Genomic DNA, 21,393 nt, shown 5'->3' on the forward strand with positions numbered 1-21,393 from the left:
AGCGGCGGCCCTCACTAGCGGAAACGCGGGCCGAGCAGCTGCTCGCGCAGCGCGTTGAGCTGGTGGGAGTGCTCGACGGATCGCGGCTCGTCGAGCGAGTCGAGCGCCAGCAGCAGCGCGTCGGCCACGAGGATGCCGGCCAGGGGCTCGCCGGTGATGCCGGTGGGGGTGTGCGGCGCGGCCAGCACCGCGTCCACGCGTTCGGCGAACTCGCCGCCGAGCTCGTCGGAGATCAGCACGATGCCCGCGCCCACGGCGTGGGCCCGCTCGATCAGCACGGTGATCTCCTTGAGCCGCCGGCCGGGCTGGAAGATGACGAGCACCTCGTCGTGGGCCAGCGAGAGCAGGTCGTCGGCGAGCGCGAAGCCGGTGGCCGAGGTGGCGCGGGCGCGGTGGCCCCGGCGGCCCAGCTTGAGCGCCAGGTGGCGGGCCGCCGGGTCGGACGCGCCGGCGCCGTAGACGAGCACTCCTGGCGCGTTGACCAGCAGCTCCACGGCCTTCTTGTACGCCTCGGGGTCGAGCAGGCGGCGGCAGTGGTCGATTCGTTCGCGGGCCTCGTCGAAGACCCGCTCCCAGATGGCCGACAGGTCCTGGCCCACGTGGCCGATGCGCCGCTTGAGCCGGACGTCGGGCGCCACGGACGAGGTGAACTCGGCCGCCAGCGCCCGCTTGAGCCCGGGCAGGCCGCCGAAGCCCAGCCGCTGCATGGTGCGCACCACGGTGGCGTTGCTGGTGCCGGTCGCGCTGCCCAGCTCCTGGGCGCTGGCGAAGAGGATCTGCTCGGGCGAGGCCGAGGTCAAATAGTGGCACACGGCCCGCTCGGCCGGTGACAGCTCGTCCCACAGCTGCCTGACCATGGCCCTGAGCTGCTCGATCGGGCTGTGTGTATTTTCCATTACGACTCTTGACTCCCGTGTAGCGCTCATTACTCTGTCTTTGGAAACGACCGCTACAGACTTGCCGTCCCTTGAAATGAACGTTACAGGACGCCGGCCGGTCCAAGGAGCACCATTGAGCCTCACATCCCTGCCCCTCGTCGAGATCTCCGGCGCTCCGCGTGAGCGCGGGCGCCAGTACGGCGAGCAGGCCCGCGACCGCGTGCACCGCGCGCTGGCCTACTACGCCGAGGCGTTCGCGCACTCCAGCGGCCTGTCGTGGGAGCAGGTCGGCGCGCGTGCGGCGCGCTGGGTCGAGCCCAGCAAGGAGTTCGCGCCGGAGCTGGTCGAGGAGATGGAGGGCATCGCCGAGGGCGCCGGCGTCGGCTTCCTCGACATCCTGGCGCTCAATGCCCGCGGCGAGATCATCTACGACACCACGTTCGGCTCCATGGAGCCCGACGGGTGCACGTCGTTCGCGCTGATGCCGGAGGCCTCCGGCGACGGCCACGTCTACGCCGGCCAGAACTGGGACTGGCGCGACGGCGTCTCCGACACGGTGATGGTGCTGAGGGTGGTGCAGCCCGGCCGGCCGACGGTCATCATGCACGTGGAGGCGGGGCAGGTCGGGCGGCAGGGGGCCAACTCGGCGGGCATCGCGCTCAACGCCAACGGGCTCGGCGGGCGTTTCGACGACTCGGTGGGCGTGCCGCAGACGCTGATCAGGCGCAAGGTGCTCGACAGCGGCAACCTCAACACCGCGATCGAGGCGCTGACCAAGTCGCGGGCCCACATCGCCAGCAACGCGCTGGTCACCCATCGCGACGGGTTCGCCATCGATCTGGAGACCACGCCCGGCGCGATCGGCTGGATGTACCCGACCGACGGGCTGCTCGTGCACGGCAACCACTACCAGGCGTTCGTGCCGCCGCAGCTGGCCGCGACCTACCGGCCCGGCTCGGCCGACTCGCTGTTCCGGGTGCCCAGGGCCGAGGGCGGGCTGCGTACCGTGGCCGAGGCGTCCGGCACCGACGAGGCCCGCAAGCGCATCAGGCTCGCCATGTCCGACCACCTGGGCTACCCCGAGTCCCTCTGCACCCACCCTGACGAGACCCAGCCCGCCGTCAAACGGTGGGCGACCCTGCTGTCGAGCTGCGTCGACCTCACCACGGGCGACTACCTGATCGCGGCCGGCACGCCCTGCGACCACGAGTACGAGCGCGTGCCCTGGAACCTCTACGACGGACCGCATGGAGAAGTGACCCCGTGAAGAAGACCCTCGCCCTGCTCGGTCTCGCCGCTCTCACCGCGGCCTGCGGCGGACCGGCGGCCACCACCAAGGCGCCGGACCCGGCCAAGCTCACGCTGGTCGACCGCACGCCGAAGGCGGCAGGCCCGCTCGACAACGCCGTCTGGCTGCTCGGCCAGGAGCCCGGCACCCTCGACCTCGACCTCGACGGCGGCACCGACAACCGCACCGTTCTGGCCAACGTCTGCGAGCGCCTCATGCAGACCCAGCCCGACATGACGGTCAAGCCGTGGCTGGCCGAGAAGGCCGAGCAGCCCGACCCCAAGACCATGGTCCTCACCCTGCGCCAGGACGCCACCTTCCACGACGGCTCGCCGGTCACCGCCGACGACGTCGTGTGGAGCCTCAAGCGGCACTCGGGTGAGGGCAAGGACGAGTCCGACGAGTTCGAGGACGTGCAGTCGGTCACCAAGACCGGCGATCACGAGGTCACGATCGCGTTCAAGCGGCCCAACGCGCTGTTCGTGCAGGCCCTCGCGGGCGGCGCGGGCATCGTCCTGAACCAGAAGGTCGTGGACGAGCTCGGCAAGGACTTCGGCACACCCGGGCATGAAGACGCCTGCAGCGGGCCCTACCGGCTCAAGGAGTGGAAGTCCGGCAGCCAGTTGACGATCGAGCGCTATGACGCGTACTGGAACAAGGACGTCAAGCCGCTCACCAAGACCGTCACCTTCCAGTGGGCCGAGGACACGGCGCTGGTCAACAGCCTGGTCACGGGGGCGGCGCAGGGGGCGTACCTGTCGGACACCGGGCCCGCGGTCGCGCTGCAGAGCAACCAGGCGGTGAGCGTGGCCTACGGCGCGACCACGCGCGTGTACGTGCTGCTGCCGACCGACCGCGGCGTGATGAAGGACGCGCGGATCCGGCGGGCGCTGTCGCTGGCGGTGGACCGGGCGGGCATCGCCAAGTCCGGGTTCGCGGGGCTGGCCAGGCCGTGGAAGGTGCCGGTCGGGGCGGGGGCGTGGTCCTACGAGAAGGAGGCGTTCCAGGCGGCCTACGACGAGCTGCAGGGGTCGCCGGAGACGCCTCGGCTGGAGGAGGCCAAGAAGCTCGTGCAGGAGGCCGGGGCGCCGAAGGAGCCGATCATCGTGGCGACCAACGGCGAGCAGTCCCGTACGGTGATCGCCAACGCGGTGGTCGACGCGGCCAAGAAGATCGGGCTGACCGCGCAGATCAAGACCGTCCCGGCCTCGGAGTTCGGCAGCTTCTACACCGACAAGTCGCTGCGCGCGCAGGTCGACCTGGTGCCCGACGACTGGTACATCACCAAGTCCGACCCGATCGGCTTCTACGACAACGGCCTGACCGGCTCGTCGAACAACTGGGTCAAGTTCAGCTCGCCCGAGTACGACGAGCTCGTCGCCAAGGCGCTGAGCGCCACCGACGACGCGGTCCGCGCCAAGGACGTCATCGAGCTGCAGCGCCGCTTCACCGCCGACATGGTGTGGATCTCGCTGGTCGAGGTGCCCAACGCGGTCGTGCTCGGCAGCAAGGTGACCGGGCCCCCGGCCTCGCAGGTGAACATGGGCTACCCGTGGGCGGCCGACCTCGGGGCCAAGGGCTGAGTCCATGGTGCGCAAGCTGGCCGGGCTGCTCGTCACGCTGCTCGCCACCTCGTTCGTGATCTTCGGGGCGTCCTACGCGGCGCCCGGCGACCCGGTCACGTTCCTGGCGGGCGGCAAGGAGAACCTCACGCCCGAATACCTGGCCGCCGTCCGGGCCGAATACCACCTGGACGACCCGTTCCTGGTGCAGTACGCACGATGGCTCGGTGACGCGGCGACCGGCGACCTCGGGCGTTCGACCCAGTACAACGACCAGGTCTTCGACCTGCTGATGGCGCGGCTGCCGAGCACGCTCGGGCTGGTGGCGTACGCCGCGGTGCTGTTCGTGGTGTTCGGGGTCGCGCTCGGGGTGCTGGCCGCGGTGCGCGGCGGGCGCACCGACTCGGCGGTGGTGGCGGGCACGACGTTCGCCACCTCGGTGCCGCCCTTCGTGGTGGCCACGGCGCTGATCTCGCTGTTCGGCGTGCAGCTCGGCTGGTTCCCCGTCATGGGCGGCCGGTCGCTGTGGCACCTGACGCTGCCCGCCGTGACGCTGGCGCTCGGCGCGCTGGCCATCATCAGCCGGGTGACCCGGCAGTCCATGGTGGAGCAGCGCGAACTCGACCACGTGACCGTGGCCCGCGCGTCCGGGCTGTCCGAGCGGCTGATCGTGGTCAGACACGTGCTCAGGGGCGCGCTGGGGCCGATCGTGACCATGTGCGGGCTGGTCACGGCGGGCATGCTGGCGGGCACGGTGACCGTGGAGACCGCGTTCGGGCTCAACGGCGTCGGCTCGCTGCTGGTCAACGCGATCAACACGCACGACTTCCCGGTGACCCAGGCGGTGATGTTGCTCATGGTGGCCGCGTACATCCTCGTGACCACGCTCGTCGATCTCGCCCAGCCGCTGATCGACCCCAGGGTGCGGAGGCCCGCATGACCACGATGGTCGCCACACTCTCTCCGAAGGCCGCCCGGCCGCTCGGTTACCGGCTGGCCGGCGCCTTCCTGGTGCTGGTCGTGGTGGCTGCGGTGTTCGCGCCGCTGGTGGCCCCGTACGAGCCGGACGGGGTCGACTTCGCCGCCACGCTCGCGCCGATGTCGCCCGAGCACCTGCTCGGCGCCGACCAGTCGGGCCGCGACCTGTTCACCAGGGTCCTGTACGGCGCCCGCACCTCCCTGATCGGCCCCCTGGCGCTGCTGGCCATCGCCTCCGTGCTCGGCGTCGCGCTGGGCACGCTGGCCGCCTGGCACCGCGGCTGGGTGGACGCCGTCGTGTCCAGGCTGACCGACGTCATGTACGCCTTCCCCGGGCTGCTGTTCGTGGTGCTGGTCGTCGCGGTGTTCGGCAACGGGATGACCACGGCCGTGGTCGCGCTCGGGCTGGCGTACACGCCGACGATCGCCCGCTACACCAGGAGCGTGGCGCTGGGCGAGTGCGGCAAGCCGTACATCGACGCCTACCGGGTCCAGGGCATGGGCGGGTTCGCGATCTGCGTGCGGCACCTGGTGCCCAACATGGCGCGCTCGATCGTGGGCTACCTGGTCGTGCTGTTCGGCGAGGGGCTGATGAGCCTGGCCACGCTGAGCTTCCTCGGGTTCGGGGCTCAGCCGCCGTCGTCCGACTGGGGGCTCATGGTCAAGGAAGGACAACCGGCGATCGTGCAGGGCGCGTTCCTGCCGGTGCTGGTGCCGGGCGCGGCCATCGCGCTGGTGGTCGTGTCGTTCAACGTGATCGGCGTACGCCTGGCCGACCGCATGGGCGTGAGGGGGACCTGATGCTGCTCTCCGTGGAGGAGTTGACGATCACGGCGGGCGGCCGGCGGCCGATCCTGCGCGAGGTGTCGCTGGCCGTCGGCAAGGGCGAGATCGTGGGCCTGGTCGGTGAGTCGGGATCGGGCAAGTCCACGCTGGCCCGGGCGGTGTTGCGGCTGCTGCCCGCCGGGGCGGCGGCCTCCGGCAGGGTGCTGGTCTCGGGCGAGGACGTGCTCGCGATGGACCCGGGCCGGCTCAGGGACCTGCGGGCCTCGCAGGTGTCGATGATCTACCAGGACCCGCGCTCCTCGCTCAACCCGGTCCGCCGGGTCGGCGACTTCCTGACCGAGCGCATGGTGCACACGCTGGGCCGCCCCAAGGCCGAGGCACGCGCCCGGGCGGTGGAGCTGCTGGCCGCCGTCGGCCTGCGCGATCCCGAGCTGCGCATGCGGCAATACCCGCACGAGTTGTCCGGCGGCATGCTGCAACGGGTGGTCGTCGCCGCCGCGCTGGCCGCCGACCCCGCGCTGCTGCTGGCCGACGAGGCGACGAGCGCGCTCGACGTCACCACCCAGGCCGAGACGCTCGCCCTGCTGCGCGAGGTCCAGGCGGAGCGGGAGCTCGGCATGCTGTTCATCACCCACGACCTGCACCTCGCGGCGTCCTTCTGCGACCGGGTGCACGTGCTGTACGCGGGCACGGTGGTCGAGTCGCGACCGGCCAAGGAGCTGTTCGAGGACCCCCGGCACCCGTACACGGCCGGGTTGCTGGCCTGCACGCCGGAGCTGGACGATCCCCGTCCCCTCCGGCCCATCCCCGGCCGCCCGCCCTCGCTGGACGACACGTTCGCCGGCTGCCCGTTCGCGCCGCGGTGCCCGCGGGCCGCGGACGCCTGCGAGGAGTGGTCGCCGCGGCCCGTGACCGTGTCCGGCGGCTCCGCCGCCTGCCGTCTGGTGGAGGCGTGATGCTCGGCGTACACGATCTGTGCAAGTCCTTCCACGGCTCGGTGGCCGCCGACCAGGTGTCCTTCGAGCTGCCGCCGGGCGGCTCGCTGGGCCTGGTCGGGGAGTCCGGGTCGGGGAAGACGACGATCGCGCGCATGCTCGTCGGCCTCGTCACCCCCGACTCCGGCACGATCACCGTGGACGGGCGGGCGCGCTCGGCCAGGGAACGCGGCCGGGCGGCGCGGCTCCGGCGGGCCCGCGAGATCCAGATGGTGTTCCAGGACCCCTACCTGTCGCTCGACCCGCGGCTCACCGCCGCCGAGTGCCTGCAGGTGGCGCTCAGGCTGCACGGCGGGGACCGCTCGCGCGTCCCCGAGCTGCTCGAGCAAGTCGGGCTGGGCACCCGCGAGGCCGGGGCCCGGCCCCACCAGCTCAGCGGCGGGCAGCGGCAGCGCCTGGCCATCGCCAGGGCGCTGGCCGTGGAACCGTCGGTGCTCGTGCTCGACGAGGCCGTGGCCGCGCTGGACGTCTCCATCCAGGCGCAGATCCTCGAACTGCTCAACCGGGTGCGCGCCGAATCCGGCGTCGCGCTGCTGTTCGTCAGCCACGACCTGGCCGTCGTACGCCACCTGTGCGAGGACACGCTGGTGCTGCACAGAGGGGTGGTCGTGGAGCGGGGGCCCGTCGCGAGGGTGCTGGCGGAGCCCGAGCATCCCTACACCAGGCTGCTGCTCGACTCGGTGCCCAGGGCGCGCTAGCAGCCTGGAACGCTTTGGGGCCGTCGGCCGTTGTTCCTGGTGTAACGCGCTGGTGCGGAATCGAGGAAACGATGCGGCTGCTGCTCTTCCTGGCCTTCCTGGTCGTCCCCGTCCTGGAGATCTGGCTGCTCATCCAGGTGGGTTCGGTGATCGGCGGGCCCGCCACCGTGGCCCTGCTCATCGCCGACAGCCTGCTCGGCGCCTGGCTGGTACGCCGCGAGGGCCGCAGGGCCTGGCGGGCGCTCCAGGAGGCGATCGGGTCCGGCCGGATGCCCGAGCGCGAGCTCGCCGACGGCGGCCTGGTCCTGGTGGGCGGCGCGCTGCTGCTGACGCCGGGCTTCTTCACCGACGTCTTCGGGTTCCTGTGCATCCTGCCGTTCACGCGGCCTCTGATGCGCCGCCTGGGCTCCTGGTTCTTCGATCGCCGGGTCAAGCGGCTGGCCGCGAGCTCCCCGTACGCGAACCTCTTCCCGCCCCATCAGGACGTGAGGGTGCCGGACGGCGGCCGGGTGGTGCACGGCGAGGTCATCCGCGAGGACCGCGACTGATCGTCCCGGTGGGGCCTGCGTTCGAGGTCTATCGGCCCCCAGCTCGCCGAGCCATGGGGGACGCGGACGCCGGCCGGGCCCGGAGGTAGAGCCCTGGCGGGTCCGCGTCGGCTCCTTGCTCGAGAGCGGTCTGCGCGCAGGACGGGGAGTGCAGAGCGCGACGCTCCTGCACGGCAATGGTGACGGCCTGGACCTCGCGGTCAAGGACGGACGCGTTCGTCGGGAAGCGCGGGCGCGCCGGATCGCGTCAACCACGGCCGCCTCGGGCCGAGGGACATGTACGGCTGACAGGCCGCCAACGCGCCCCTCATCCACGCGAACGGGCGGCTGGTCGAGACCGACTGGGCCACCGCGATGGGCGGGCCGCGCCCGGCGGCTCCTCGACGAGCACGGCCCCAGCGCGATCGGCGTCTGCACCACCGGCCAGCTGTTCCTGGGGGAGCCCTACACGCTCGCTCTGATCGCGCACGAGGGCTCCTGGCGCAGGCCGCCCAGGCGGCGAAACAGAGAAAACTGACGCAACTCCGCCACCCACCCGCAGACACTCCGGCAACTGCGTGGGCAAATGCCAGCCTCAAGGCCTCGGCCCCCAGGCCCTGCTGTCCTGACCTGACCTGACCCTGGCACCACCTTCGTGGTGCGGGCATCTTCGTGGTGTGGGCATGAAGAAACCCCCGGGCGGGTAGCCCGGGGGTTTCACCGTGAGAGGAGGTCAGGCGCTCTTACGACGCTGGGCCCGCAGAACCGCGAGCCGCTCGTTGAGCACCTCCTCAAGATCTTCGATCGACCGCCGCTCCAGGAGCATGTCCCAGTGTGTCCGCGGGGGCTTGACCTTCTTGGACTCCGGCTGCTCGCCGTCCACCCGCACCGCGGTCGCGCCGCACATGCGGCACTCCCAGGTAGCGGGGATCTCAGCCTCGGCTGCAAGCGGAACCTCGAAGCGATGGCCCTTAGGACAGGTGTAGGACACCTCCTGGCGCGGGGCCAGATCCGTGTTACGGTCGTTCTCGTAGCTGGTTGCCCCGAGCCGGGTGCCACGAAGCGCGCGCTCGCCCATGTCTAAATGCCTCCTACAGGGCCCCCTTGCGTGGGGGGATCTGTCTCCCACGGTGTCTAACGCTTGGTACCGTGATGGGATTCCCACCCGCGGGGTGATCCAATCGCGCTTGGGGCGTCGGTTCTTCACACAGTCGCCGATCGGGCCCTCGTTCCGGCCCTGACCAGGGCCGCCGCCAGCCAGACCCCGCCAATCATGATCAGCGCGCCGTGCGCGATCCGCAGCGGGTACGGGCCGAAGAACTGCGGGATGAACAGTACGAACCCCAGTGCCAGAGCCGTCCCGCTCCACTTGGGCAGCGTTCCGGACCGCCAGACGGCGATCGCCGCCATCACCGCGCCGACGGCCAGAACAAGGAGCCCCACGGCGAACATGGTGATCGCGACGGGCCCGTACCTGAACTCCTCGGCCAGTTCCATCAGCGCGGGCGCCTGGTCGTGGAGGGAACGCCGGGCGATCACGTTCAGGCCGAAGTCCTCGGCACCGTAGTACGGGAGTGTCAGGCCCGCGCCCACCCAGGTCACGGCGGCGGCGCGCAGGGAGAGGCGGTCGCCGAGCACCTGGTGCAGCCCGAGAACGGCCAGGCCGAGCAGCACGAAACCGAGCATGGCGGCCGCGTGCCCGGCGACCCACGCCGTGGAGGCCATGGCCGTGGCGTCGTCGCCGGAAGGGCGGATCGCGGGATAAGCGAGGAAGAGGATGCCGGCGGCGGCGAAGGCCAGGGAGGTGATCCTGGGGGCCATCAATGCTCCTTGAAGAGGGCGTTGCTCTTTAGTGAGAGCAATGCTCTCGCTTCGGGGGAACACTGTCAAGAGCACCGCTCTCTCTTCGGATCGGCGAACCTCCTTGGTTGGTGTGAGACCGGCGGAGCGTGGGCTCTCATGCGGCCTGGCCGGGTGTCTTGAACCCGGCGAGCGCGACCATCCTCCGGGCAGGGCAGTCAGGGCGGGGGACAGGCAGGGCGGGGAGACGGAGCGGGGCGGGGCGGAGCGAAGCAGGCGGGACGGGCGGGATGGAGCGGGGCGGAGCGGGGCGCGGGGGCGAAGCGGGTGGGGGCAAGCGATATTCCGGCCCTTCCCGCGGGTGCCCGCCATCGGAGGGCGCGGACAAGTCGGGTCGGCGTGGGAAGGTTGGCGTGAGACGAGGCCGCCCCGGGGCGGAGCGGCACGAGACGGGTGCCCTTGTTGGGCTCTAGCGGGGACGCCTGCGGGTCAGGAGCGGGACCAGGGTCCTGTCGCCGAAGCGGGTCATCGCCGCCAGCGGCTTGACGGCGGCGGCAACGAGCCAAGGAAGGCCCGGTTTGCCGGTGGTGCGCGCCATGCCGGGGCCGAGCGCGGCCATCATCGCCGTCAGCCCCGGCAGGGGTCGGATCCACATGGTGATCTCCTTGATCAGCCCGTCCTCGCCCACCTCGACCAGCGCCGCCTCGTGAATCTCCTGGCGCCCCAGCCGGGCGGTCGCGGTCAGGGCCCGCGTACGTTCGTCGCCGATGTCTCTCTGATAGCGCAGGTCCGACAGCACGCCGAACACGACCGAGAACAGCTCCCGTACCGGCTCCTTGCCCTGAAAGGCGGCATTGGCGCTGAGCGGCGAGCGGAAGACCACGTCGTCGGCCAGCGTGGCGACGAGGGCGTCGACGTCGTGTGCCTCACCGGCCCGGCGGTAGGCGGCGGCAGGTGAGTCCTGAATGTGAACTGTCATAGGTTCACTTTATCAACCCACTATCCTGGGTCCATGAACAGGTTCGGTGAGATGCACTGCTCCATCGCCCAGGCCGTCGGCGTGGTCGCCGAGCCGTGGACACCGCTGATCCTGCGTGACCTGTTCCTGGGCCTGTGCAGGTTCGACGATCTGGCGGAGGACCTGGGCATCTCGCGCAACCTCCTGACCCGCCGCCTGGAGCATCTGGTGGCGGCCGGCGTGGTGGAGAAGCGGCCGTACCAGGAGCGTCCCGTGCGCCACGAGTACGTCCTCACCGAGGCAGGCCGCGACATCGTGCCGGCCCTGCTGACGTTGATGGCTTGGGGCGATCGCTGGTCCACGCCGCCGGGCGGCCCGCCCGCTCTCCTGGTGCACTCCTGCGGCGAGCGCTTCACCCCCGTCGTCACATGCCCACACTGCGGCGACGAGGCCACCGCGGACACGGTCTCAGCCGTACGCGGCCCGGGCGCGGCCCAGGGCCCCGGCACCATGCTCCTCGCAGCACCGTCATGACCAGGCACGCAGCCGTCCGTCGTGACCATCCCACCGGCCGTACTGTGGTGATCGGGCACGCAGCCGTCCGCCGCGACCATCCCACCGGCCGTACTGTGTGATCGGGCACACCGCCGTCCGCCGCGGCCGGCCCACCCACCGCACTGCCGACCGGGCACGCCGCCCTCTGCCGTGACCAGCCCACCGATCGCACCGCCGTGACCGGCCTTGGCCCCTGAACCTTGTGACGAGGACGTCGGCCGCGCCGTTGCACCCGGAGGGCGTCCCGGGTCGTTGTGACCAGATCACCGGCCGCACCGCCGTGCCTGCAGCCAGTCCCTGGCTGTAGCGATCAGAGCCGCCCGGACTGCCGTGACCGGCGTGCCGCCTTGGACGGCTTCCGGGATCGGGCGTCCGCCTGTCGATGAGAGACCTCTCATCCGCCGCTAACGCAGGCGCCATCGTAGGCCCGCAGGCTGAGAACCGGCAGCGTACGGGACCTACCGACGGGAGACGCCGATGAGACGGGGACCACGATGGCTCCTGCCGGCCGTCACCGTCGCGCTCGTCCTGGGCACCACGGCGGCGCTACCAGGGCGGTGGGAGGCCCGGGCGGCGTCGCCGCTCGGCGCGGTCCAGGTCGCCGCCGCCTCCGCGGATGGCGACGGGGGCGATGACGATGACGGGGAGGGCGATGGTGGGGACGGCAAAGCGGTGCGTACGGGTCCGGCGAGGGACCACCCAGGCGCCGGATCGGGCGGGAGCTCAAGACCAGGCAAGGGCTCGCAGCCCCGCTCGGATGACGGACGATCACAGGGTGGGGCGGAGGCGCAACCGTCCCCCTCCAGCGGTTTGGGGGGTGGCGAGGGGCAGGGTGCCTCGCACGGCCCCGGGCTCGCGGGCACCGGTGATGGGACACGCACCTTCCGGGGCGTCGCAGGTCCGTCAGCACCGCGTGACGGCGGAGGGCCGCAGAAGCGCGACGGACGCTCACCGGCGCGAGGCGGGCCGGATTTACACCCCCGAGGCGGACCGGATTCGCAGGCGTCGGGCGGCGCCACTTCACCGACCCGGAAAGGGGGGAGCGGACCCGCGCAACGCGGCGCCGGCCGATCACAGACGCCGCCCAACGGGGTTCCGCCCCCTGGCGTGGACTCGCCGTCTCGAGACGCCGCAATGTTTCCCCAAGAACCTGGCCATTCCGACAGTTCGACCACGCAGCCCGGCACAGGCTCGCCGCCTGCCGCCGCAGGCTGGTCGCCTGGTGGTGCCGGTTCGCCGTCTGGCGGCGTGGGCCAGTCGCCTGGTGGTGTCGGTTCGCTGCCTGGCGCCGTGGGCCTGTCGCCTGACAGGTCAGGTTCGTCGTCTGGTGCCGCAGGCTGGTCGCCTGGTGGGGGAGGCTCGCTGCCTGTCGGCGTGGGCTGGTCGCCTGACGGCGGGGGCTGGTCGTCGGACGCTGGGGTTTGGGGGTCGCTTGAGGGCCATGGAAGCTGGTCGTCCCTCGATGGAACCGAGGGATGGCCGCCCTCGCACGACGTTGACGACGCGGCGACTCGACCCGGCGACGGCGGCTCGTCCGTTCTGCCCGATACCGGCGGCCCATCAACCTCACCTGGCGATGGCGCCTCGTCGCTCCCGGGCGGATCCCCGCCGCGCGGTACGGGCGCGCCAGGCGGTACTGGCACGCCGGATGGTACAGGCGTGCCGGGTTCCGATGCCGGGCGCACCACCGGCGACTCGTACGGCAACGGTCATCGGGGGTGGTGGGTGCTGTTCGCCATCGTGGGCACGGCCGCTCTCGCAGGGACGGCGTTCTGGATCGCCCACAAGCTCGGCCCGTGCCCTGACGCTCCGGCCGACTCGAGTTCTGAACCCCTGCCTGAGTCCAGCCCCGATCCGCCACACAGCCCAAACGACTGAACCCTCCTGCCTGGCCGCCCGCTGGAAGCCTGCGGCGAGTTGCCGTGATCGGCGCGAACGCTTGAATGAGCCGCCTAGCTGCTCGTTTCGCCGCGAGCACGTGGACGATCCGCCCGGCTCGTTTTCGTCGCGAGCGCTTGGTTGTGCGGTCTGGTGGTCCGTTCCGGTGCGAGCGCCTGGACGATCCGCGCGGCTGCTCGCTTCGGCACGAGCGCCTGGATATGCCGTCTGGCGGTCCGTCCCGGCACGCGCGCTTCATGTGCCGTCAGGTGGTGCGTCTCGGTGTGAGCGCTTGGATGTGGCGTCTGGTTGCTCGTCTCGGTGCGGGCACCTGGACGAGCGCGCCTGTGTGCTCGTCCAGGAACGCGCTGGGAGTGCAGCCGCCGAACGCCAGGAACGCGCCGGGAGTCAGGCTGCCGAACGCCGGGGACGACCCCGGAGGCCGGTCGCCCACGGCGGCGGAAGGCTGCGGACCGGACCACCAGCGCGTGTCCACGTGGGATGGCGCCTCATGCGGCTGCGCTCCCGGTGAACGGGCGCGAGGGGTTTTGCCCGGGGGATGGGGTCAGATGCGGTCGGGGACCTCGTTGCCGGCTTGGCGGATCGCCCTGGGAAGGTTGGTCAGGGCCAGGAGGACGAAGCCGATGATGAAGAAGATGATCATGGAGACGATGGCGATCCGGTAGCTGTTGCTCAGATTGAGCGCGATCGTGACCGTCAAGGAGCCGATGAACGCCGAGCCCTTGTCGCTGATCTGCAGCAGGCTGAAATATTCGGCCTCCCGCCCCTTCGGGATCACCTGCGAGAACAGCGAGCGCGACAGCGCCTGCGTGCCCCCCAGCACGATCGCGATCGCGAACGCCATCAGGTAGAACTGCAGCTCCTGCCCCTCCTGGACGAACAGCGCCGCCACCACGATCGCCGTCCACAGCACCAGGCTGGCCAGCACCGCGCGCTTGGTGCCGATGCTGCGGGCCAGCCGGCCCAGCAGCAGCGCGCCGAAGAACGCCACGAACTGCACCATCAGGATGGCCGTGATCTGCACCGTCTTGTCGAGCTTGAGGGCCTCCGAGGCGAAGGCCGCGCTGTTGCCGATCACCGTCTGCACGCCGTCGTTGTAGATCAGGTACGCCACCAGGAACAGCAGCGTCAGCGGATAGCGGCGCAGCTCGGCCAGGGTGCGGCCGAGCTGGCGGAAGCTGCCGCCGACCGAGCGCAGCGCCGTGGTCTCGTGGGCGGGCACGGGACGGTTGCGCAGCCGCAGCAGCGGGATGATCGTGAAGATCGCCCACCACAGGCCGGCCGACATCATGCTGATGCGCACCGCCATGCCCTCGGCAACCCCCAGGGCCTCATGCTGGGTGTAGAGGACGAGGTTGAGGGCCAGCAGCAGGCCGCCGCCCAGATAGCCGATGGCCCAGCCGCGCGAGGACACCCTGTCGCGCTCGGCCGGGGTGGAGATCTGCGGCAGGAAGGAGTCGTAGACCACGACCGAGGAGCCGTAGGCGAGGTTGGCCAGAATGAACAGCACCCCGCCGAGCATGTAGCGGTCGCCCTCGACGAAGTACAGGGCCATCGTGGCCAGCGCCCCGACGTAGGCGAAGCCGCCGAGCAGCTCCCGCTTGCGTCCGGTGTGGTCGGCCAGCGCGCCCACCACGGGCAGTACCACGATCTGCAGGAACACCGCGATCGTCAGCGTCAGCGCGAAGAACGCGGCCGGCCTGATGTCGGCGCCGAGCACGTCGACGTATCCCAGGCCCGGGTTGCTGTCGACCAGCTTGTCGAAGTCGGCCACGCACGTGTCGGAGACGATGTTCGGGAAGTCCTTGGCGCAGGCCGCGGTCTTGGCGACCGGGATGAGGTACGGGCCGAGGAAGACCGAGATGATCGTGGTGTAGAAGGCGGAGTTGGCCCAGTCGTAGAAGTACCAGCCGCGCTGCTCGCGCCTGCGGGCTGCGGGGGAGTCGTCGAGGGCCGCGGGGGGTGCGGGTACGGGCATGGTGTCGAGTCGCTCCTATGCGGCCGGGCGGGCCCGGCCTGCAGGCTTATGGGGCTTTCTTGGCTTCTTGGGGCTGGTACGCCGTGCTCTGGATGCTCGCTCGTGCCGCGGAGCCGTGGCCGTCCGGCCGGGTCACGCGGCCAGGCTGCCGGGATGCCATTGGCCGCGGCGCTCCAGGACGGTACGCAGGCCGGAGACGTTGTCGGTCATGAGGCCGTCCACGCCCAGGTCGAGCAGGTGTTCCATGCGTACGGGGTCGTTGACGGTCCATACGTGCACCTGCATGCCGATGGCGTGCGCCGTACGTACCAGACTCCGGGTGGTCACCCGCAGCCCGCGGAAGCCCACCGGCACCTGCGCGCACGGGACGCCGGCGCGCGACAGGCGGGCCAGCAGGCGGCCGTAGCCGGAGGTGGACGCGGCGGCGCGCAGCGCGGCGACGCCGCGCGGGCCGAGCGCCGAGCACACCTCCCTCCCCATCGCCGCCCTGGCCAGCGTCAGCCGCTCGTCGGAGAAGGAGGTCAGGCAGATGCGGTCATAGGAGTTGGTGCGCCGGATCGCCTCGGCCAGCGGCGCGATGGCGGCGGCCTCCTTGACGTCGATGTTGAAGCGGACCTCGGGCCAGGTGCCCAGCAGGTCCTCCAGCAGCGGGATCTCGTGAACCCCGCCGATGCGGGCCTGCCTGACCGCCCGGTAGGGCAGCTCCGAGATGCGGCCCCGCTGGTCGGTCACCCGGTCGAGCGTGTGGTCGTGGAAGGCGAGCAGCACGCCGTCGGAGGTGGCGTGCGCGTCGGTCTCCAGATAGGTGTAGCCGAGCCCGACCGCCCGTTCGAAGGCCGCGATGGAGTTTTCCGCGCCCTCGGCGGCGCCTCCGCGATGCGCGAAGGCCAGCGGGCCCGGATGGTCGAGAAAGGCGAATCGACGGCTCAGCACGTCCTGAGTATGCCTTCCGTGGGTGAACGGTTCGGTTACGGTTCGAGGAGATTCTCCCACTCTTGGCGGCGAGCCTCGGACAGCGCGATGGCGGCGGCCACCGCCACGTTGAACGACCCGACCCGCCCGACCTGCGGGATGTAGCAGACGCCGTCCACGGCCTCGAGCAGCGCGGGGGAGCAGCCGTGGTCCTCGCTGCCGACCACCAGGCACACGTCGCGGCCCAGGTCGGCGCGGTGCAGCGGCACGGCCTCGGCGGTCAGCTCGATGGCGTGCACGGTGTAGCCCCCCGCCTTGGCGGCCTTGACCGCCTCGGTGGCCAGGATCGGCTCGTGCCAGGTGACCAGGCGTTCGGTGCCGAGCGCGGTCTTGCCCGCCTTGGGGTTGGTCGGCGGGGTGGCGTTGCCGGCGAGCCAGATCTCGTCCACGCCGAACGCGGCGGCGCTGCGGAAGATCGAGCCGATGTTGAACGGGCCGGTGACCGACTCGATGATCATGGCGAGGCGGTTCTGGGTGTTCCTGCGCCAGGTGCGGTTGAGCCGCTTGACGTCGGTGGGGCGCAGTTGCCTTCTCATCGGGTCACCTTCAGGATGCGGTAGGCGGCTCGGCTGGCCTCGCGGGAGGCGTGCCAGCCCTGCTCGCCGAGCCAGCGCTGCAGGGAGTCCGAGCCGAGGTGTTTCTGGACGACCAGGTAGGCGACGCCGTCGGGAGTGAGCCGCGTCAGCCACCTGGTGAGCATGTCGTGGAGGGCCTGCTTCCCAATACGGATCGCAGGATTAGACCAGATTGCCCGAAATTTCACGTCATCTGGTACTTCGTCGATATGTGCTGACCGTACTTTGTAAAGGCCGGCGGCTTGGGCGTTCCTGGCGGTCAGCTCCAGGCTGCGCCGGTTCACATCGACGGCCCATACGGTCGCCTCGGGCGCCCGGGAGGCCATGGTCAGCGCGACCGGCCCGTACCCGCAGCCCAGGTCGAGCAGATCGCCCTCCTGCGGTGGCGGCGGGACGGTCTCCAGCAGGATGCGCGTGCCCACGTCGACCCGTTCCGGCGAGAACACGCCGCTGTCGGTCTCCAGCCGCAGGTGCAGATCGGGCAGGACCAGGTCGACGGAGCCCGGCTTGCTCGCTGCCTTCGGCTGTTCGGAGAAGTAGTGGGCCACGTCGCAAAACGTTACCGGACCGGCCCGGATCCCCGACGCACGCGGCCGACCGGGCCCGGCCGTCGCGGCTGCCACGGGTGGGGCTGGTTCGTGGCCGGAGTGGGTCAGGCGTCCGTGGTGCGGGGCTGGTCGCTTTCGCGGGCTGGTTCGGTCTGTTCGAGTGTGGAGATCCAGCTGGCGAGGAGGGTGAGCGCGTCGTGGGCCGCGGTGCCGGGTTCGGCGCTGAAGGCGGTGAGGGTCAGGCCGGGGTCGGCGGGTAGGGGCATGGCTTCGAAGGGGAGGCTGAGGTCGCCGACGACGGGGTGGTGGAAGTTCTTGACGCCGGTGTGGTGCAGGCGGACGTTGTGGGCGGCCCACAGGGCGCGGAATTCCTCGCTGCGGGTGGCCAGTTCGCCGACGAGGTCGGTCAGCGTCCGGTCGTAGGGGTCGCGGCCAGCTTCGGTACGCAGCAGGGCCACGGTCGTGTGGGCGGATTCGTCCCAGTCGGGGTAGAAGTCGTGGGCGCGGGGGTTGAGGAAGCGGAACCGGGCGAGGTTCACGGGCCGGACCGGATCGTCGAAGACGGGTGCGTAGAGGGCCCGGCCGAGCCGGTTGGCGGCCACGATGTCCAGGCGTCCGTTGCGGACATAGGCGGCCGCGTCGGTCATCGAGTCCAGGAGGCGCTGGATGCCGGGCCGGATCTGCTGCTGGGTGGGGCGACGGCGGGTGCGGGGGCCGGCGTTGGCTGTTCGGGCCAGGTCGAACAGGTGGGCGCGTTCGGCTTCGTCCAGCTTCAGGGCGCGGGAGAGGGATTCCAGGACGCTTTCGGAGACGCCGCTGAGATTGCCCCGCTCCAGGCGGGCGTAGTATTCGGCGCTGACGCCGGCGAGCATGGCGACCTCCTCGCGGCGCAGCCCGGGGACGCGCCGGTGGCCGCCGTAGGCGGGCAGCCCGGCCTGCCGCGGGGTGATCTTGGCTCGCCGCGAGATCAGGAACTCGCGGACCTCACTGCGGTTGTCCATGTCTTCGCAGGGTAGGCCGGATCTCGGTGCCGTGGGGTGTTCTGCCAGTACAGGGAACAGCAGGAACTCTTTGCGGCTGTCTCACCAGCGCTTTCCCGGTTGGTGCCGGTCGTACGTGCTGCCCGCCGCCATGGTGGACACGACGGTGAAGACCTTGCTGGACGCGGCGTTCAACAACGCGGGCACCCAGAAAGCGCGGCGGCCGTCCGAGGCCGGGTGTTCGTCGCGGGAGCGGTGCGGGGCTTGCCGTCGTACGGGATGCATCCGGCCGGTTCAAACCCGGCGTGGGGTGTTCTGCCAGTACAGGCAACGACAGGGACTCCCTCACCACGCCCACCTGCGGTTTCCTGGTTGATGCCCAGGTCCTGAGGAGCGGCTGCCCGCCTTGGCCCCGCCTTTCCGCCAGGCCGGCGAGACGTACCGCGCCATCCATGTACGGCGCGCCCGTCACCATGTGGCCGCAGCCCTGAGCAGCCCGTCCGTTCGCCCGCTCCGCATTGCGAAGAGATCACCGCTGATGCCCACCACGCGCACCGCCTGCCCGACCATCGCCGCCGGCGGCGACCGGCCGCGTGCCGTTGCCGGCCGCGCGCTGGCCGCCGCCGTGCTCGGCTTCTTCGTCATCACCCTCGACGCGGTCATCGTCAACGTCGCCCTGCTGTCGATCCGGTACGACGTCGGCGGTGGCATCACCGGGCTGCAGTGGGTCGTCGACGGCTACACGCTGATGTTCGCCGCGCTGCTGCTGTCCTCGGGTTCTCTGACCGACCGCGTCGGAGCGCGCCGCGCCTTCGGCATCGGGGTGACGATCTTTGCCCTGGCCTCGGCGGCCTGCGGTCTGGCGCCGAACCTGGGCGCGCTGGTGGCCGCCCGCCTCGTCCAGGGCGCGGCGGCCGCCGTGATGATGCCCTCCTCGATGGCGCTGATCGGCCACGCCTACCCGGACCCGGTCCGGCGGGGACGGGCGGTCGCGGTGTGGGCGATGGGCGGCGCCGTCGCCTCCTCGTGCGGTCCCGTCCTGGGCGGACTGCTGACCATGCTCAGCTGGCGGCTGATCTTCTTCATCAACCTGCCCGTCGCCGCGGCGGCCCTGATCCTGCTCGTCCGCACCCAGCGCTCGCCCCACCGGCGCGTCCCCTTCGACTGGCCGGGCCAGGCCAGCGCGGTCCTGGCGATGGGCGGGCTGACCTACGGCGCGATCGAGGCCGGCGCCGCCGGGTTCGCCGAGCCCCGGGTGATCGCCGCGTTCGCGGTCGCGGGCGTGGCGCTCGCCGCCTTCCTCGCGGCCCAGGCGCTCCGCACCCACCCGATGGTGCCGCTGGACCTGTTCGCCTCCCGCACCGCGACGGTCAGCGTCGTCGTCGGTTTCGCGTTCGTCGTCGGCTATTACGGGCTGCCGTTCGTGATGAGCCTGTACCTCCAGCAGTTGCGGGGCCTGTCCGCTCTGGCCGCCGGAGCGGCGTTCGCTCCGATGATGCTCGTCGGCGCCATCCTGACCCCCTTCAGCGCGCGCATCACCGAAAGGATCGGCACGCGGGCACTCATCACCACCGGCCTGGCCCTCATGACGGCGGGCCTGACGATCCTCGCCCTCGCGCCCGCCTCGACCCCGGTCTGGGCCCTGGCCGTCCTGATGGTCCCGATCGGACTGAGCGGTCCGCTCGTGATGCCGCCGATGACCGCCGCGCTGCTGGACGCTGTCCCGCCCCACCGTGCCGGGGTCGCCGGCGGCGTGTTCAACACCAGCCGGCAGGTCGGCGGTGCCCTGGCCGTCGCGGTCTTCGGCGCGCTGCTCGCCCAACCGGCCGGTTTCCTGCACGGCCTGCGTACCAGCCTGCTCATCGCCGCCGCGGCCACGCTGGCCGCCGCAGCCGCAAGCCGGCTGCTCGGACCCGCCCTCACAGCGACGACGGGACGTACACGCCCGGACGGCGATGCGACAGACGATCATGATCAGCGGTGAAACGATCGACGAAGGAGCCGACCATGGACAAGCGAACTCTCGGCCGTGATCTCGAGGTCTCGGCGATCGGCCTCGGCTGCATGGGCATGAGCCAGAGCTACGGCCCCAACCCCGGCAGCCGGGAGGAGATGATCGCGCTCATCCGGGGAGCGGTGGAGCGCGGCGTCACGTTCTTCGACACCGCCGAGGTCTACGGGCCGTTCCGCAACGAGCGGCTGGTCGGCGAGGCCCTCGCCCCCGTCCGCGATCAGGTCGTGATCGCCACCAAGTTCGGATTCGCGTTCGACGACGAGGGCCGCCAGACCGGGCTGTCCAGCCGGCCCGAGCACATCCGGCAGGCCGTCGACGGCTCACTCCAGCGGCTCGGCGTCGACGTGATCGACCTGTACTACCAGCACCGCGTCGACCCGCAGGTGCCGATCGAGGACGTCGCCGGAGCGGTCAAAACGCTCATCCAGGACGGCAAGGTCCGGCACTTCGGCATGTCCGAGGCAGCCGCCGGCACCATCCGCCGCGCCCACGCCGTCCAGCCCGTGACCGCCGTGCAGAGCGAGTACTCCCTGTGGTGGCGCAGGCCCGAACAGGAGGTCCTGCCGGTCCTGGCAGAACTCGGCATCGGCTTCGTCCCCTACAGCCCGCTCGGCAAAGGATTCCTCACCGGCACCGTCGATGCGGCCACCACCTTCGACCGCGCCGACATCCGCGCGAGCATCCCGCGCTTCACCGCCGAGGCGAGGAAGGCGAACCAGGCGCTCGTCGATCTCCTGGGCGCCATCGCCCGGCGCAAGGGCGCCACACCCGCACAGATCGCGCTGGCCTGGCTGCTGGCCCAGCAGCCCTGGATCGTCCCGATCCCCGGCACCCGCAGGCCGGAGCGACTGGCGGAGAACGTCGCCGCCGCCCACGTCGAGCTCACCACCGACGACCTCGAACACATCGACGCCGCCGCCGCGAAGATCGACATCCAGGGCGCCCGCTATCCCGAACACCTGGAACGCATGACCGGCCTGTGATCGGCCACCGCCACAGGAAAGGACATCCGCCATGACTTCATGGACCAGCGACGAGCTCGCCCGTATCGGCACCGCGGAGGAGCTGCGGATCGCGCCCGTCCGCGACGACGGCACGCCGCGCACACCGGTGCCCATCTGGGTCGTCCGTGACGGTGACGATCTTTACATCCGCTCCTACCGAGGCAGCGACGGAGCCTGGTACCGGACTGCCCGGGCCGGCCACCACGCCCACATCACCGCCGGCGGCATCGACAAGGACGTCGCCCTGGCCGAGGAGAACGATCCGGGCGTCAACGACCGGATCGATGCGGCGTACCGCACCAAGTACCGCCGTTACGGCAGCACCTACGTCGTCCCCATGGTCGCCGCCCAGGCCCGAGCCACGACCCTGAAGCTCCTGCCGCGACCATGACCGCCGC

The 21,393-nt window shown here is 71.1% G+C and carries 21 protein-coding genes; 11 read left to right on the forward strand and 10 right to left on the reverse strand.

Going from position 1 to position 21,393, the window contains the following annotated elements; genetic code table 11:
• Positions 1–14: 14 nt before the first annotated feature.
• Positions 15–896, reverse strand: a complete 882-nt coding sequence (locus ACWDRB_RS22955; protein WP_449896644.1) for a MurR/RpiR family transcriptional regulator — start codon at positions 894–896, stop codon at positions 15–17.
• 115 nt (positions 897–1,011) lie between these two features.
• Here ACWDRB_RS22955 and ACWDRB_RS22960 point away from each other — a divergent pair, with 115 nt between their 5' ends.
• From ACWDRB_RS22960 to ACWDRB_RS22990, 7 genes are all read left to right on the forward strand, one after another.
• Positions 1,012–2,145, forward strand: a complete 1,134-nt coding sequence (locus ACWDRB_RS22960) for a C45 family autoproteolytic acyltransferase/hydolase (protein WP_449896646.1) — start codon at positions 1,012–1,014, stop codon at positions 2,143–2,145.
• Positions 2,142–3,749, forward strand: coding sequence for an ABC transporter substrate-binding protein (locus tag ACWDRB_RS22965; protein ID WP_449896648.1), 1,608 nt, complete (start codon positions 2,142–2,144; stop codon positions 3,747–3,749). The genes ACWDRB_RS22960 and ACWDRB_RS22965 overlap by 4 nt, the downstream gene beginning before the upstream one ends.
• Before the next feature lie 4 nt (positions 3,750–3,753).
• On the forward strand, positions 3,754–4,668 hold the full coding sequence (locus tag ACWDRB_RS22970) for an ABC transporter permease (RefSeq protein WP_449896650.1): 915 nt from the start codon (positions 3,754–3,756) through the stop codon (positions 4,666–4,668).
• Complete coding sequence (locus ACWDRB_RS22975) at positions 4,665–5,507, forward strand: ABC transporter permease (RefSeq protein ID WP_350734588.1); 843 nt, start codon at positions 4,665–4,667, stop codon at positions 5,505–5,507. The genes ACWDRB_RS22970 and ACWDRB_RS22975 overlap by 4 nt, the downstream gene beginning before the upstream one ends.
• A complete protein-coding gene (locus ACWDRB_RS22980) occupies positions 5,507–6,448 on the forward strand; it encodes an ABC transporter ATP-binding protein (RefSeq protein ID WP_449896652.1) in 942 nt (313 codons plus the stop codon). The genes ACWDRB_RS22975 and ACWDRB_RS22980 overlap by 1 nt, the downstream gene beginning before the upstream one ends.
• Entirely contained in the window at positions 6,448–7,185 is a 738-nt protein-coding gene (locus tag ACWDRB_RS22985) for an ABC transporter ATP-binding protein (protein ID WP_449896654.1), read from the forward strand. Before ACWDRB_RS22980 ends, ACWDRB_RS22985 begins: the two co-directional genes overlap by 1 nt.
• A 71-nt stretch (positions 7,186–7,256) precedes the next feature.
• Positions 7,257–7,733, forward strand: a complete 477-nt coding sequence (locus tag ACWDRB_RS22990) for an FxsA family protein (RefSeq protein ID WP_449896656.1) — start codon at positions 7,257–7,259, stop codon at positions 7,731–7,733.
• A gap of 712 nt (positions 7,734–8,445) precedes the next feature.
• Here the strand turns inward: ACWDRB_RS22990 and ACWDRB_RS22995 are convergent.
• The 3 genes from ACWDRB_RS22995 to ACWDRB_RS23005 form a co-directional block, all read right to left on the reverse strand.
• Positions 8,446–8,790 (reverse strand): RNA polymerase-binding protein RbpA, encoded by a 345-nt coding sequence (locus ACWDRB_RS22995; protein ID WP_185074387.1) that lies wholly within the window; start codon positions 8,788–8,790, stop codon positions 8,446–8,448.
• Between the two features lie 125 nt (positions 8,791–8,915).
• Entirely contained in the window at positions 8,916–9,533 is a 618-nt protein-coding gene (locus tag ACWDRB_RS23000) for a hypothetical protein (RefSeq protein WP_449896659.1), read from the reverse strand.
• Positions 9,534–9,981: 448 nt separating this feature from the next.
• On the reverse strand, positions 9,982–10,491 hold the full coding sequence (locus ACWDRB_RS23005; RefSeq protein WP_449896661.1) for a nuclear transport factor 2 family protein: 510 nt from the start codon (positions 10,489–10,491) through the stop codon (positions 9,982–9,984).
• Between the two features lie 33 nt (positions 10,492–10,524).
• Between ACWDRB_RS23005 and ACWDRB_RS23010 the strand changes: the two genes are divergently transcribed.
• Positions 10,525–11,004, forward strand: a complete 480-nt coding sequence (locus ACWDRB_RS23010) for a winged helix-turn-helix transcriptional regulator (protein WP_350734578.1) — start codon at positions 10,525–10,527, stop codon at positions 11,002–11,004.
• Positions 11,005–13,468: 2,464 nt separating this feature from the next.
• Here ACWDRB_RS23010 and ACWDRB_RS23015 read toward each other — a convergent pair.
• From ACWDRB_RS23015 to ACWDRB_RS23040, 6 genes are all read right to left on the reverse strand, one after another.
• Positions 13,469–14,902: an MFS transporter gene (locus ACWDRB_RS23015; protein WP_449896664.1), complete on the reverse strand. Its 1,434-nt coding sequence runs from the start codon at positions 14,900–14,902 to the stop codon at positions 13,469–13,471.
• Between the two features lie 132 nt (positions 14,903–15,034).
• Entirely contained in the window at positions 15,035–15,832 is a 798-nt protein-coding gene (locus ACWDRB_RS23020; protein WP_364241828.1) for a glycerophosphodiester phosphodiesterase family protein, read from the reverse strand.
• Between the two features lie 38 nt (positions 15,833–15,870).
• Complete coding sequence (locus ACWDRB_RS23025; protein ID WP_350734572.1) at positions 15,871–16,410, reverse strand: TrmH family RNA methyltransferase; 540 nt, start codon at positions 16,408–16,410, stop codon at positions 15,871–15,873.
• Entirely contained in the window at positions 16,407–16,997 is a 591-nt protein-coding gene (locus ACWDRB_RS23030; RefSeq protein WP_350734570.1) for a class I SAM-dependent methyltransferase, read from the reverse strand. Before ACWDRB_RS23030 ends, ACWDRB_RS23025 begins: the two co-directional genes overlap by 4 nt.
• 104 nt (positions 16,998–17,101) lie before the next feature.
• Positions 17,102–17,998: a helix-turn-helix transcriptional regulator gene (locus tag ACWDRB_RS23035; RefSeq protein WP_449896667.1), complete on the reverse strand. Its 897-nt coding sequence runs from the start codon at positions 17,996–17,998 to the stop codon at positions 17,102–17,104.
• 81 nt (positions 17,999–18,079) lie between these two features.
• Positions 18,080–18,262, reverse strand: a complete 183-nt coding sequence (locus ACWDRB_RS23040) for a hypothetical protein (protein ID WP_449896669.1) — start codon at positions 18,260–18,262, stop codon at positions 18,080–18,082.
• A 253-nt stretch (positions 18,263–18,515) separates the two neighbouring features.
• Here ACWDRB_RS23040 and ACWDRB_RS23045 point away from each other — a divergent pair, with 253 nt between their 5' ends.
• Genes ACWDRB_RS23045 through ACWDRB_RS23055 form a run of 3 tightly spaced genes read left to right on the forward strand, consistent with a single transcriptional unit; the run spans position 18,516 to position 21,386 of the window.
• The gene (locus tag ACWDRB_RS23045) at positions 18,516–19,961 is read left to right on the forward strand and encodes an MFS transporter (protein ID WP_449896671.1); all 1,446 of its coding nucleotides are present in this window, start codon (positions 18,516–18,518) and stop codon (positions 19,959–19,961) included.
• Between the two features lie 23 nt (positions 19,962–19,984).
• Positions 19,985–20,974, forward strand: coding sequence for an aldo/keto reductase (locus ACWDRB_RS23050; protein ID WP_449896673.1), 990 nt, complete (start codon positions 19,985–19,987; stop codon positions 20,972–20,974).
• Between the two features lie 31 nt (positions 20,975–21,005).
• The gene (locus ACWDRB_RS23055) at positions 21,006–21,386 is read left to right on the forward strand and encodes a DUF2255 family protein (RefSeq protein WP_363968646.1); all 381 of its coding nucleotides are present in this window, start codon (positions 21,006–21,008) and stop codon (positions 21,384–21,386) included.
• The last annotated feature ends 7 nt before the right edge of the window (positions 21,387–21,393 follow it).

The sequence above is a fragment of the Nonomuraea sp. NPDC003707 genome (assembly GCF_053587055.1).